The organism is Acinetobacter sp. AS23 (assembly GCF_023612055.1).
Lineage (GTDB): Bacteria > Pseudomonadota > Gammaproteobacteria > Pseudomonadales > Moraxellaceae > Acinetobacter > Acinetobacter oleivorans.
The window spans coordinates 885,439-899,389 of sequence record NZ_CP082274.1 but is presented as its reverse complement, the minus strand read 5'-3'; the positions used below and the strand labels follow the sequence as shown (position 1 = coordinate 899,389).

Annotated in this window: 12 protein-coding genes and 1 tRNA gene; 6 read left to right on the top strand and 7 right to left on the bottom strand. The window is 38.1% G+C overall.

The window, feature by feature from the left end:
* Positions 1-225 precede the first annotated feature (225 nt).
* Positions 226-1,128: a LysR family transcriptional regulator gene (locus tag K6I41_RS04200; RefSeq protein ID WP_009393614.1), complete on the bottom strand. Its 903-nt coding sequence runs from the start codon at positions 1,126-1,128 to the stop codon at positions 226-228.
* A 107-nt stretch (positions 1,129-1,235) separates the two neighbouring features.
* Between K6I41_RS04200 and K6I41_RS04195 the strand changes: the two genes are divergently transcribed.
* The gene (locus K6I41_RS04195) at positions 1,236-1,559 is read left to right on the top strand and encodes a nuclear transport factor 2 family protein (RefSeq protein WP_250375256.1); all 324 of its coding nucleotides are present in this window, start codon (positions 1,236-1,238) and stop codon (positions 1,557-1,559) included.
* The gene (locus K6I41_RS04190) at positions 1,559-2,341 is read left to right on the top strand and encodes an SDR family oxidoreductase (RefSeq protein WP_250375255.1); all 783 of its coding nucleotides are present in this window, start codon (positions 1,559-1,561) and stop codon (positions 2,339-2,341) included. The genes K6I41_RS04195 and K6I41_RS04190 overlap by 1 nt, the downstream gene beginning before the upstream one ends.
* Before the next feature lie 106 nt (positions 2,342-2,447).
* Here the strand turns inward: K6I41_RS04190 and K6I41_RS04185 are convergent.
* Positions 2,448-2,537, bottom strand: a tRNA-Ser gene (locus K6I41_RS04185).
* Between the two features lie 89 nt (positions 2,538-2,626).
* On the bottom strand, positions 2,627-3,121 hold the full coding sequence (greB, locus tag K6I41_RS04180; RefSeq protein WP_004790517.1) for a transcription elongation factor GreB: 495 nt from the start codon (positions 3,119-3,121) through the stop codon (positions 2,627-2,629).
* Positions 3,122-3,493: 372 nt separating this feature from the next.
* On the opposite strand from greB, the gene K6I41_RS04175 reads away from it, so the two are divergent.
* Positions 3,494-4,606 carry an MltF family protein gene (locus K6I41_RS04175; RefSeq protein ID WP_250375254.1) on the top strand — a complete coding sequence of 371 codons (1,113 nt, stop codon included), beginning with the start codon at positions 3,494-3,496 and terminating at the stop codon, positions 4,604-4,606.
* Positions 4,607-4,696: 90 nt separating this feature from the next.
* Here the strand turns inward: K6I41_RS04175 and K6I41_RS04170 are convergent, their stop codons facing one another.
* Entirely contained in the window at positions 4,697-5,080 is a 384-nt protein-coding gene (locus K6I41_RS04170; RefSeq protein WP_002118641.1) for an SCP2 sterol-binding domain-containing protein, read from the bottom strand.
* Positions 5,081-5,285: 205 nt separating this feature from the next.
* Positions 5,286-6,191 (bottom strand): tRNA 2-thiocytidine(32) synthetase TtcA, encoded by a 906-nt coding sequence (gene ttcA, locus K6I41_RS04165; RefSeq protein ID WP_005307874.1) that lies wholly within the window; start codon positions 6,189-6,191, stop codon positions 5,286-5,288.
* A gap of 505 nt (positions 6,192-6,696) precedes the next feature.
* Between ttcA and K6I41_RS04160 the strand changes: the two genes are divergently transcribed.
* Both K6I41_RS04160 and htpX read left to right on the top strand, forming a co-directional pair.
* The gene (locus K6I41_RS04160; protein ID WP_215898301.1) at positions 6,697-7,557 is read left to right on the top strand and encodes a lytic transglycosylase domain-containing protein; all 861 of its coding nucleotides are present in this window, start codon (positions 6,697-6,699) and stop codon (positions 7,555-7,557) included.
* A gap of 246 nt (positions 7,558-7,803) precedes the next feature.
* The gene (gene htpX, locus K6I41_RS04155) at positions 7,804-8,709 is read left to right on the top strand and encodes a protease HtpX (RefSeq protein WP_250375253.1); all 906 of its coding nucleotides are present in this window, start codon (positions 7,804-7,806) and stop codon (positions 8,707-8,709) included.
* A gap of 49 nt (positions 8,710-8,758) precedes the next feature.
* On the opposite strand, the gene K6I41_RS04150 is transcribed toward htpX, so the two are convergent.
* Both K6I41_RS04150 and K6I41_RS04145 read right to left on the bottom strand, forming a co-directional pair.
* Positions 8,759-9,334, bottom strand: a complete 576-nt coding sequence (locus K6I41_RS04150) for a DUF4112 domain-containing protein (protein WP_013197011.1) — start codon at positions 9,332-9,334, stop codon at positions 8,759-8,761.
* A 72-nt stretch (positions 9,335-9,406) separates the two neighbouring features.
* The gene (locus tag K6I41_RS04145) at positions 9,407-12,502 is read right to left on the bottom strand and encodes a multidrug efflux RND transporter permease subunit (protein ID WP_250375252.1); all 3,096 of its coding nucleotides are present in this window, start codon (positions 12,500-12,502) and stop codon (positions 9,407-9,409) included.
* A 263-nt stretch (positions 12,503-12,765) separates the two neighbouring features.
* Here K6I41_RS04145 and K6I41_RS04140 point away from each other — a divergent pair, with 263 nt between their 5' ends.
* The gene (locus tag K6I41_RS04140; RefSeq protein WP_250375251.1) at positions 12,766-13,908 is read left to right on the top strand and encodes a glycerophosphodiester phosphodiesterase; all 1,143 of its coding nucleotides are present in this window, start codon (positions 12,766-12,768) and stop codon (positions 13,906-13,908) included.
* Positions 13,909-13,951: the final 43 nt, after the last annotated feature.

Genomic DNA, 13,951 nt, shown 5'->3' with positions numbered 1-13,951 from the left:
TTTTTCTGACCTATTAAAGAAATCAATTGCTATGTAATAAATTAAAGAGTTGAACTTAAATGAAGATTAAAGTTTTTATTTTAAGAATGGAGAGTGAACTATTAAATGAGAAGAACAAACGATTTTTATTACTTATAAATCAAACTAAGATGACAATAAGGAAAAATATAGGCACATATTTTTATAAAAATTAATTAGTGTTATTCAAAATTGATATATAACGAATTACTCATTGCACAACGCTACTTCACGAACTAGGGCAAGGAAGGCTTTCAAACCAGCAGATTGGTTGCGTCTCCCTGAATAATATAAACAGAGACCAGACATACAAGGCATCCAATCGTCCAAAACAGAAATAAGTTGACCTGACTCAATTTCAGCACGAACATCCTGTTCCATAAAGTATCCTAAGCCAATGTTCTCTAATACTGTAGCTCTTGATAAGCTTGCTTCATCAAGGGTAATCGGTCCTTGCACATCAATTTGAATAATTTCTCCATTTTTTTCAAACTTCCAGCTAAATAGTGCACCATCAGGAAGACGTACTCGAATACATTTATGTCTAAAAAGATCTGTTGGTATTTTTGGCTTTCCGTAACGCTCCAAATACTCAGGTGAACCAACAACAACATATCTTTGAAGTTTACCAAGAGACACTGCAATCATGTCACTTGGAACAAGATGGGCAACTCGAATACCTAAATCAAAACCATCAGCAATAATGTCAACAAGTTTACCCTCGGTCACTAAATCAATATTCATTTCTGGGTAACGTCGAAGAAATTCGATAATCACAGGAGAAATAATCTCTCTCGCTGCAAATGCGGCCGCATTGATTCTTAATGTACCTGAGGGTGTTTCTCTCTGCGAACGTACAATATCTAAGGCACTATGAATATCCTGAAGAGCAGGCCCGACTTGCTCTACAAAAAGTCTGCCTGCTTCTGTCAATGAGACACTACGTGTTGTCCGATTAAACAGACGTACACCCAAATTTTCCTCTAATTTACTAATTGCATGACTTAAAGCTGTTGTAGACATCCCAAGTTCAATCGCAGCGCCACGAAAAGTTCCTCGCTTGGCGATTGCCATTACTGCTTTTAGATCATTTAAATTTGCTCGTTCCATTATCCTGATTTATTCAACTAAACATCCCATTTTATACGGATTGTTAGAACAATCGTCAAATTATAAAATTTAAAACACTAATTTAGATCATTCAAAAAGAGCGACTCATGAAAGATATACCAGAAGTGGTTAGTGCATACTTTGATGCTGATCAAGCGAACGACGTAGATGCTTTAAACCAAATTTTTTCTGACTCTGCCATTGTTGAAGACGATGGCAGTCTATACAGAGGAATTGTGGAAATTCGTACATGGTTACTAACAATGAAAGAAAAATACCAGTACTCTCTTGAAATTATTGAGGTTTCCAATACTAACCATATCAGCACGGTTTTAACACAAGGGAGTGGCAACTTTCCAAATAGCCCTGTGAAACTTACCTTCCAGTTCACACTTGAAAATGGCAAAGTTGTTAAATTGAGGATTTATTAATGGAAGATTTTATTACTTTAAAAGGAAAACGTGCCTTAATCACTGCGGGTACAAAAGGTACTGGCGCTGCCACAGTTCAATTATTCCATGAACTCGGCGCAACAGTACTAACTACGGCTAGAACTCAACCAGATTATTTACCGAATAATGCACATTTTGTTTCTGCTGATCTCACAACTCGAGAAGGTTGTGAAGCTATCGTCCAAGCAGTACAAGAGATATTAGGTGGTGTGGATATAATTATACACATGCTTGGTGGTTCATCTGCACCAGCAGGTGGATTCGCAGCATTAACCGATGAAGAGTGGTATAAAGAACTTCACCTAAATCTGATGCCTGCAATACGTATTGATCATCAACTAATTCCCAATATGATTCAGCAAGGCCAAGGTGTTGTAATCCACGTTACGTCAATACAACGTTCACTTCCATTACCAGAAGCTACGACAGCTTATGCTGCTGCAAAAGCAGCGCTAGCGACTTATAGTAAAAGCCTGTCAAAAGAAATATCTCCCAAAGGTATTAGGGTTATTCAAGTCTCTCCAGGATGGATTGAAACAGAGGCATCTATTGCTCTTGCAGAGCGACTGGCTTTACAAGCTGGTACAGATTACGAGGGTGGTAAAAAGATAGTTATGGATTCAATCGGAGGAATTCCTATTGGACGACCAGCTAAACCTGATGAAATAGCAAATCTTATCGCCTTTTTGGCATCATCCCGTGCGTCTGCAATTACAGGTACTGAATATGTGATTGATGGTGGGACGATTCCTACAATTTAATAGTCATATTGAATCACACCTATACTGTATTTTCTCTTCACTTGAGCAGTTTTAAATTACAGGTAAAAAAAAAGCCCTCGTCATTAACAAGGGCTTTTTAAGAATTTGGCGGAAGCGGTGAGATTCGAACTCACGGAGGACTCACACCCTCGTCGGTTTTCAAGACCGGTGCATTAAACCGCTCTGCCACGCTTCCAACGAGCGCTATAATATAAATAAAAACTCAAGTTGGCAAACCTTTTATTTAACTTTTAATTCAAACGCTCAAAATAAATACAAATTAATTTAGTTTTCTGGATTTTCGTTCTTTTCATAGCGAATTGTATTGATATACCAAAGCTTTTTTCCAGATGGCGTGTGTACTTCAATCTCATCATCGACTTCTTTGCCGAGCAGTGCACGAGCCATCGGCGATTCAATTGAGATATGCTGCGGGTGATGATCATAAATTTCATCGATCCCTACAATACGTAAAGTTTTTTGCTCGCCTTCTTCATTTTCAATCTCTACCCAAGCGCCGAAGTAAACCTTACCGTCTTGTTCAGGAGCGTAATCAATGATTTTTAATTCTTCTAAACGTTTTCCTAAATAGCGTACTCGTCGATCAATTTTTCTAAGTAGCTGCTTATTGTATTGATAATCGGCATTTTCACTGCGGTCACCTAAGCTTGCAGCCCAATTCACTTTCTTTGTGATTTCCGGTCGTTCTTCATGCCAAAGTTGTTTTAATTCAGCAACTAATTTGTCATGCCCAGATCGAGTGATTAAGTTAGATTTCATGATTAAAAACCACTGTTTAACAACATATCGCTTACAAGATGTAGCATTTTATACCCTATTTTCTCATATCAGAAGTGTATAAATTTTCTTCCTTAAGAAATTCATGTGTTTATGATGATATATCGAATATTTAATTGTACGAAATTTGACAATACTTTTTTTCAATACTATGATGCGCGCAGATTAAATGTTGAGCAATTTTTAACCTTCTAGAAAACTATGTAGATTTTCTACACAGTTTGTTTTTTTCATTTCATGTCATTTTGAATGACGTCATGACTGCCCACCCCTTATTGAATTTATCAACTTTTAGAAGTTATGGCAGCTTTTTGTCTGACTTTTGGGGCATAAATTACCTGTAGCGGAGACAACATGCACAGTAATTCAAGTTCAGGGTCGAGGCTTTGCCTTAACTCTTTATTTTCTTCTCTCCCGTTAAAAGCACTTGCACTTAGTACTATGCTTTTTCCATTTCATAGTATTAATGCAGGAAAAACCCTACAGTACAATACTGTAGTAAATACAAACACTTTAACTGTTGTTGCGGTAGAAAGCCCGACAACCGTTTTCAAAGAAGATCAGTTTTTACATGGTTTTGGTTACGACTTAGCCCGTAACTATGCACAAAGCCTTAATGTAAAGCTGGACTTTAAAATCGTGGCAGACAATGCCACTGCCCTTAGATGGGTTCAGCAAGGTAAAGCAAACTTTGCGATGACGACCACTGGTTTAAGTACCATCGAGAACAAAGGTTTGATGTCTTTTTCTGCAAGCTGTGGTGACACAGTCGATCTGCAAAAAAATGGTTTAAATCCTGAGTTAAGCTGGGTGTTTAAACAAGCTGATGACCCCCTCACCCAGACCGCTAGTGGCTTTGTATGCCAAAGTAAGCAAAATGGTGTGACTCAGCAACTCGCTTCTTTCTATAATCGTAATGTGGTGAAACCAGAAGCTTGGTCAACCATTCAACGTGACTTAAAAACGCGTTTACCGATTTATAAAGCGAGCTTTAAACAAAGTGCAGCTAAATACGATCTCGACTGGCATTTGCTTGCCGCAATTGGTTATCAAGAATCATATTTAAAGCCAGAATCTGTTTCTCCCACAGGTGTTCGTGGCTTAATGATGCTGACCAATAGCACTGCTCGAGCAATGGGTGTGAGCAATCGTAGTGATCCAGCTCAAAGCATTCAAGGTGGCGCGAAGTATTACGACCAGATGTTAAGTGAATATGATGATATTCCTTTCCCTGATCGAAACTGGTATGCGCTGGTGGCCTATAATATGGGACCAGGTGCGGTAAACCAGATTCAGAAGCGCTTGCAAGCACAAGGGAAAGATCCCAACCAATGGGTTAATCTCTACAATTATTTGCAAAGTAATAAAACGCGTAATGGTCGATATAAGCAAGCGGTTCAATATGTCACTCGTATTCGTGCTTATCTTGAACATATCAAAACAGCGCAAACACGGATCAATATCTAATTTTATTATTTAAAAGTTGATAAATTCTTTGTTTGTGTGAATAAAAAGCTTACCTCTTGGGGTAAGCTTTTTATATGAATTCTTTTAGATTTAAGCTGTATGCTCTAATACTTTCTTAAACAAATCTTTTTGTTCTTGGCTTGGCTTAGCTGTTTGTAAAGCCATTAATTGAGACATATCGCCTTGAACTTTAATTTTACCAGTCATGAATGCCTGCATAGCAGCAGCCATATCAAACTCTAAGAATACTTTACGTAAAGTTTCAGCATCCATATTTAAAGTTGTTTTGGCATTTGAAGACAAACCTTTTTGGATTTTACCCCCATCTAAAGCTAATTCGGTATTTCCAGAAGCATCTGTAACTACTAAATTAATTGCCAAATTCGCAAGAGCAGGTGGCAAATTAAGATCCCCTGCTTCAGCAGTTAATTTTTCGACAGTAGCAAACCAATCTTCAGTTAAAAATGCAGGCATGATTCTTCCTCAAATTTATTTGTTCAATTTCTCTAGTTGTCTATCCAGACAACATCATGTGAAGCAATTCTGCTTGAGCGTTGTTATAGCATGTAATTTAAATTTAGGGCTATGACTTTTTGTACGGAACATTCATTTTTTAGTATTTTGATACATTAAAGGCACTTGTTTATAAAGTGCCTTTAACATTGTCTATGTCTAGCGTTTATTCAGCAGCAAAGCTTAAGTTCACGACATCTAAACGGTTTTTAAGCTCTTCCGGATCTTTAAAATCTAACTCGCGCTGAGAATCTAAAGCTTCGAAATCGAACAATTCACGGTCCGCTAACTGAGACGGTGATACGTTTTGTAACGCACCGAAAATACTGTGTAAGCGTTTCGGATATTGTTTATCCCAGTCACGTAGCATTTCATTGAGCATGGCACGCTGTAAGTTTTCCTGCGAACCACAAAGGTTACATGGAATGATTGGGAACTGACGTAACTCTGCATATTTGATGATGTCTTTTTCTTCAACATATGCCAATGGGCGAATCAAAATATTCTTTTTGTCCGATGATAAAAGCTTTGGAGGCATCGCCTTTAAACTTCCGCCATGAAACAAGTTTAAGAAGAACGTTGCAAGAATATCATCACGGTGATGTCCTAAAGCAACTTTAGTCGCACCAATTTCTTGTGCAAAGCCATATAAAGAACCACGGCGTAAACGTGAACATACTGCACAGTAGGTTTTACCTTCCGGTGTTAAACGTTTAGTAATGGTATAGGTGTCTTTTTCTAAAATGTAATATGGAATGTTATTTTCTTCCATATAACGAGGTAAGACATCTTCAGGAAAGCCGGGTTGCTTTTGGTCAAGGTTAACCGCAACAACATCAAAATTGATTGGTGCAATACGTTTAAACTGCAACATGATATCGAGCAAGGTATAACTGTCTTTACCACCAGACACACACACCATGACCTTATCGCCCTCTTCAATCATATTGAAGTCACGAATAGCATGCCCAACTTGACGGCGAAGCTTCTTGAGCAAACGGTAATAGGCCGAGCTTGTTGGAAGTTCAGGCTTAAAATTAAATCCCTGATTGGACTCAACTGGCGCGTACATAGACGAGATATACCCATAAATAAAAATACCGCGCAATTTTATATGATTCAGAAGAGAATCGCATCAAAAGAATAGTTTCAATTCTTGAAGTCGTCACATTGCTCATGCATGATGCAAAAGTGATGCTCTATTTTTGACTGAAGCGTTCAAAAAATGTGCAAAATGCTTACTTTTTGGACTTTTCCACAGTTTTCCACAAAACCTGTGGATAAAATTGTGGATTTCTTCGTACTTGACAAACTGTTTTGACCTTCTGTTAAGGGTTTTATTTAAATTGATCATTTTTTAACCAATGTTTTTTACCTTTTAATATCAACATGTTATTCAAGTCAATAGAATCATTTTAAAAATAATTTTTAATTTTTTTTGATGAGCATTCGAACAAAACAGCTTGATTTTTTGAAAGAGTCGAAATAAAAAAAATTACACAAAACTTCTTTAAGTAATATTTTTTGATAAACTCTTTGGCAAGTTTTAAATACCTTAAAATTGTGAATAACATAAAATGAAAAATTCGGTTCAATTTCTGATTTCTTGTTTGCTGGGGATGACCACTTTTACGGTCGGCATAACTTCGAGTTCAGCAGGCCAAATGTATATTTACCAAGATAAAAATGGTAGTACATTGCTCACCAACCGAAAAAGTTATGATCAATCACTTAAAAAAGTAAAAGTGACTTACTACCCTGATAGTAATATTCATAGTTATACGAACTGGGGAGCATCAGAAGCTTCTGTTCTGCCAAGCTACAATAAAAATAAAAATGCTTTTGATCATATTATTAAACAAGCTGCTCTACAGCATGGTGTATCTGAAGGCTTAATTAAGGCTGTCATGCATACCGAGTCAGGATTTAACGTCAATGCCCGCTCTCCAGTTGGCGCGCAAGGTCTTATGCAACTCATGCCTGCGACTGCACGTCGATTTAACGTGACCAATGCCTTTGATGCTCAGCAAAATATTTTTGCAGGTGCAAAATATTTAAGCTGGTTACTCAAACGTTTTGGGGGTAATACTCAAATGGCGCTTGCTGCTTATAATGCTGGCGAAGGAAACGTTGATAAATACGGCGGTATTCCACCTTTTCGTGAAACACAAGATTACGTGCGCCGTGTAACGAGCCGATATCAAAACTTATATTCATCTGGTTCTGGTTTCTCATCTTTTTCTAATACTTCAGCACAAGTCACTTCTCAATCTACTAACTTAGTGGAAAACACAACAGCTCAAATAGCAGCACCAGCTCCTAAACATTCCAATTCTCGTCAAATTGTGACTTTATCTAATGGAACATTTACTGATGCGCCTACAGGTACTTATGTCACAAACAATGCCACAGCAATTGCACATATTCGAATAGAGTAAGAACGTTTACTGACAGTTTATTTCGTCAAGTTTATGTGCTTTAAATTGTAATGATCTATTACCTGATCCTTACCATTTAGGCGAATTTAGCCAATTATTCTTTAAATTTAGGTACATTCTACTTCGTGAAAGAATGTATCAATTCCTTATTTTTTTCTTGAATTTTTCCCCTAAGCCCCGCATATTAGCTGCATGATTTAGAATTTGTAAATCAGATAACATTTTATTTATAAGAGGATTTTCTCAATGATGCGGATTGGTTTGTTTTTGCTTACCAACCTCGCGGTACTGGTTGTAGCTGGCATTATTTTGTCACTCTTCGGTGTCGGTAGTTACCATGGCGCGGGTGGCTTGAATCTAGGCAACCTTTTAGTGATCTGTTTTGTGTTTGGTATGGTGGGATCTTTAATCTCGTTATTCATGTCAAAATGGATGGCTAAGAAAACGACCGGTACAGAACTGATCGACCCGAATGCTCCTCGTAACCAAGCTGAAAGCTGGTTATTGCAAACAGTCGCTGAACTTTCTCAACGTTCTGGTATTAACATGCCAGAGGTTGGTATTTTTCCATCATATCAATCCAATGCCTTTGCAACAGGCTGGAATAAGAATGATGCCTTAGTTGCCGTTTCATCTGGTCTACTTGAACGTATGAACAAAGATGAGCTACGTGCTGTGCTTGCGCACGAGATTGGTCACGTTGCTAATGGTGACATGGTTACCCTAGCACTCATCCAAGGTGTCGTGAACGCCTTTGTTATGTTCTTTGCTCGCGTAGTCGGTGATTTTATCGACCGTAATGTTTTTGGTCGTCAAGATGATCAAGCCCCAGGTATGGGTTATTTCCTCATTACCATGGTATTAGATATCGTCTTTGGTATTCTCGCTTCTGCGATTGTGATGTGGTTCTCTCGTTATCGTGAATACCGTGCTGATGAAGCAGGTGCACGTTTAGCAGGTAAACAAGCAATGATTTCTGCATTATTACGTCTACAAGCTGAGACAGAAATGCCAGATCAAATGCCAAAAGAAATGAAAGCTTTCGCGATTGCGGAAGGTAAAGAACAAGGCTTTAGCTTAGCTGCTTTGTTCCAAACCCACCCAACAATTGAACAACGTGTGGCAGCTTTACATCAATTAGATTGCCCATAAAACGTTTAACGTGAAGAGATAAAGCCTCCAACTGGAGGCTTTATTTTTATTACATGGTTTGATAGAGACCCCAAAGATAACTTGCCCCCCACCAAACAGCGAAGCCAATTAAAAGCAATACAAACGCGCCTAATAAATCGGGTATATGCAACCATAACCAACTCACCACAGGATTACGCCAGAAAGCTGAGTGTTGCTGCTTCTTTTCGAGTTTTTCATGCAAATATGGATGAACAACATGAATATCACTTTGAATCGCATATTCTTCACGTATGTGCGTATGAACCACATCTAATGCTTTTCTACTAGGGCGGATAAAAATATCAAAAATAGTCCCAGCAACTGGAACAAAACCTACTACAGCATCTACAACAGCGAGTTTGATAACTGGAGTTAACTTGTGTTGTGGTACACCAATCTGTTTAGCTTTATAAATTGCATAACACGTCAGTACAAAACCAGCGACATCACCAGCAATTGGAATCGTGCTCAGTGCAGCATCAGCACCAATGCCCTGCTTCGTAAAAGGAATACGCACCGCGCTGTCCATCATGGTAGCAAACTTGGCAAGGTCTCGTTCTAATGCGATGACCTGTTGCTCTGTTAATTTTTTTTCTTGAGGCATCTAAATCAAATATATGAAGAGAAGTTAAACTTAATATACTTGATTTAATGCCTCTTTTTAAATTGTTTACTTTTAACTAGACGCTTTCGATCTAAATAATGAACGCAATAACACATACATAACTGGAATAAAGAATAAAACCAGCACTGTACCAAACATAACGCCACCTAAAATACTAATACCGATTTCTTGACGGCTCACAGCCCCTGCACCTTGAGCAAACACGAGGGGAATCACACCTGCACCAAAGGCTAAAGATGTCATTAAAATCGGTCTTAGACGCAAGCTAGCGCCCTCTAAAGCCGCCTGAATGGCATTCTTACCCTTTTCTTGAGCCAAAGCTGCAAACTCAACAATTAAAATTGCGTTTTTACATGACAGACCAATTGTGGTTAACAGTGCAATCTGGAAATACACATCATTTGGTAGTCCGAAAATATAAGAGAAAATGACACTTCCTCCGACACCTAGCGGAATAGAGGTCATCACAGCTGCTGGAATGCTCAAGCTTTCATATAAAGCTGCTAAACATAAGAAAATAAAGCCTGCCGAAATTAAATATAACCAGACGGCCTGATTTGTCGACTTCTGTTCTTCAAAAGATAAACCGGTCCAAGCTAAACCAACATCTTTTTGCTGATTTACAAGTTGTTCAACATCTTTCATTGCCTGACCTGAACTGCTGCCACTCGCAACGTCTGCCTGTAACTGCAAGGCACTATAACCCATATAGCGTTTTACGATTTCAGGAGCACCACCCCAGCTAAAGTTAGCAAATGAACTAAAAGGAACCATTTCATTTTGGTTGTTACGCACAGACCAGTTATATAAATCTTCTGGTTTCGATCTGAACTCGGCATCACCTTGAATCATGACACGCTTAATACGACCACGGTCAATAAAGTCATTTACATACGTTCCGCCCCACGCACTCGACAAAGTGTTGTTAATCGCAGGTAGTTCTAAACCATTTGATAACGCTTGTTTCTGATCAATTTTGATATTGAGATTTGCTTTACTATTGGTTGATTGCTTATCAAAGTTTTCAAAAGTTGAATAATTTTTACTTTGAGTTTGCAATTGACGGAAGGTGCTATCTAGAAAATCTTGTCCTTGCCCATTTAAATCTTGAATCCATAAATCCATACCATCGGTTTGACCTAAACCATTTACTGAAGGTGGTAAAGTCACATTAATTTGAGCATTATTTAATTGACTAAAATATTTCATTGCCCGCTTTTGTATAGCATCCGCTGAGTTTTCTTTTCCAGTACGCACATCCCACGGTTTTAAAGCAATGAACCCTTGTGCTAAATTTTGCCCTGTACCCGAATTGTTTCGACCATAACGGATTAAAACTAAATCGACATTTTTATCTTCTTGAGTCAAGAAATATTGACGAACTTGTTCACCAATTTTCTGACTTTGAGAAATTGGGGCGCTATCAACAAGCTTAATTTGAACACTTAAAATGCCTTGATCTTCTTTAGGAATAAATCCACTTTTTAAACCGCTATAGAACAGCATGAATACAGCAATTAAAGCCACAAAAATCACAACAACCGACTTACTGTAACGAATGCTTGTTTGGACGATCTTGATATATTGATTTTTAAGTTGATCAATCTTTTGGTTAAACCAAACTGCCCAACGCATAGGCTGAGGATTAGGCTTTAAAATTAAGGCACACAATGCAGGTGTTAGAACTAATGCAACAACGAGCGATAACGCCATAGCGGCAACTAAGGTAATGGAAAACTGGCGGTAAATCACCCCAATTGAGCCACCTAAAAAAGACATTGGAATAAAAACAGCAGTTAGTACCAATGTAATCCCAATTAAAGCACCACTAATTTCGCCCATTGACTCAATAGCTGCTTCTTTGGGTGTTAAGTGCTGTTCATGCATGAGCCGTTCAACGTTTTCTACGACTACAATTGCATCATCCACTAACAAGCCAATAGCGAGTACTAGTGCAAATAAGGTTAAGGTGTTAATGCTAAAACCAAGCACGTATAAAACAGCAAAAGTTCCTAAAATAACAACCGGAACGGTAATACTCGGAATGAGTGTCGCGCGCCAGCTTTGCAAAAATAGGAACATTACCAAAATAACTAAAATAATCGCTTCAATAAGCGTCTTTACGACTTCTTTAATCGACTCTTGAACAAACGGCGTGTTATCACGTGGATAAACAATTTTATAACCCGCAGGTAGTTTGGTTGTAAGCTGATCTAGAGTTTGATGGATAAGTTTAGAGGTCTGAATGGCATTTGCACCCGAAGACAATGAAATACCTAAACCTGCGGCAGGATAACCATTAATGGTATTAAAAGACTGATAGTTTTCTGCACCCAACTCAACTCTAGCAATATCTTTTAAATAGACATAGCTCGCAGTTTGATTTGATTTCACTACAATATTTTTAAAATCTTCGACTGTTTTTAGTCGAGAACCAGCTGTAACTTTAGTATTTAAATATTGCCCATCAATAACAGGTAAATCACCAATTGCACCCGCAGCCACTTGGGTATTTTGAGCAGTGATTGCACTGGCAACATCACTTGGCATTAAATTATATTGTTTTAATTTATCAGGGTTTAACCAGATTCGCATTGCATATTGCGAACCGAAAACATCAGACTCACCCACCCCTTCAATACGGTTCAGGTTATCGACCACATGCGTCGTTAAATAGTCTGATAGCTCAATATTCCCAGCTTTACCAGTCGAGTCATATAAACCCACCACCATAAAGGTATCGCCCAGCGACTTACTTACCGTCACCCCTTGGCGTTGTACTTCATCTGGTAAACGTCTTATCACGCCACTAATGCTATTTTGTACTTGTACCTGTGCAGTATCTGGATTTGTTCCATTATCAAAACTAATGGTAATTCGGCTACGTCCCGACGAGTCACTGGTAGAACTGAAATAAAGTAAGTGATCAATACCTTGTATTTGCTGTTCTAAAATCTGAGTAACACTTTGCTCAACCGTCTGTGCATCTGCCCCACTATAACTCGCCGATACTGTAATTTTTGGAGGTGCAATATCGGGATAGCGTTCTACTGGCAAATTCAGAACCGAGAAAATACCAAATGCCATAACAATAATTGCAAGTACACTGGCAAAAATAGGGCGCTGAATAAAAAATTTAGATAGCATGGCTGCTCAGAATTAAGTCGTCAATTAACGGGTGGCAATACCGAATTCGGCATCTTGATCATCAACGAGCGATATATAAAAGACAAGTAGAATTAACACAATAAATGCAATTAGGACAAAAACAAAGCAGGAATGGCTATTTCCTACAAACCCATAAAGAAGGTTTTAACAAGTGTCACTGAAAATTCATGAATTCTTCATGATCACGTCAAACTCAATAAGCAGACTAGAGCCGTTTCAACTAAAACAATATGAGTAGAATTATGTTTAAAAGAGCAATTTTATGCTTAAGTTTAATTAGCTTGGTTGGTTGTAATGACGATGATAAAACCGAAAACACGCCTACTACACCAGAATACCAACTACCTAAAATTTTAGTGATTGGGCACCGTGGCGCTAGCGCTTTACGCCCTGAACACACTTTAGCTTCATATCAAAAAGCCATTGATGATGGTGCAGATTTTATTGAACCGGATTTAGTATCTACAAAAGACGGTGTATTGGTTACTCGCCATGAAAATGAGATTGGTGGAACAACCAATGTAAGCACTTTAACTCAGTTTGCAGATCGTAAAACAACAAAAAATATTGACGGCAAAGACTTAACGGGTTGGTTTACAGAAGACTTCACTTTAAGTGAATTAAACCAACTTAAAGCGCGTGAACGTATTCCAGAGTTCCGACCTGCAAACACAGCTTATAATGACCTTTATCCTGTCCCGACTCTAGAACAAGTGATTGAGCTAGCTGAAGCAAATTATAAGAAAACGGGAAAAATTATTGGTTTATATATTGAAACCAAACATCCGACTTACTTTAAAAATCATAATCTGGCAATGGAAGATACCCTTCTTAAAACCTTAGCCAAATATAAATATACACGTGATATTGCACCTGTCTATTTACAGTCTTTTGAAGTTCAAAACTTAAAAGATTTAAAAAGGGAGCTGGATCTTCATAAGACGCTTAAACATGCACAAATTATTCAATTATATGATGCTAAAACCTCTCAACCAGCCGACTTCGTTGAATCTGGTGAAACCAAAACTTATGCTGATTTAGCCACAGCAGAAGGCTTAAAAGATGTTGCTAAATATGCAAACGGTGTAGGACCAAGTAAAGGTTATATTCTAAACTTTAATGAGAATGGCTCAGTTCAAACGACTTCGTTTATTTCTGATGCGCATAAAGCTGGCTTAAAAGTACATCCTTATACTTTCCGTCCAGAAAATAATTTCTTACCAACGCCTTTAAAATGCAGTCAAGATAAACCAGCTGAGCGCTGCCCAACTGGTGCTTTAAAAGAATTTGAAGCCTATTTCAAAGCGGGTGTTGATGGAGTCTTTACAGATGACCCAGCACTTGGCCGTGAAGCCGTTATTAATTATGAAAAAGCCGCAAAATAATTAAAGCTTTTAATAAAAAACAGGGCAATAAATGCCCTGTTTT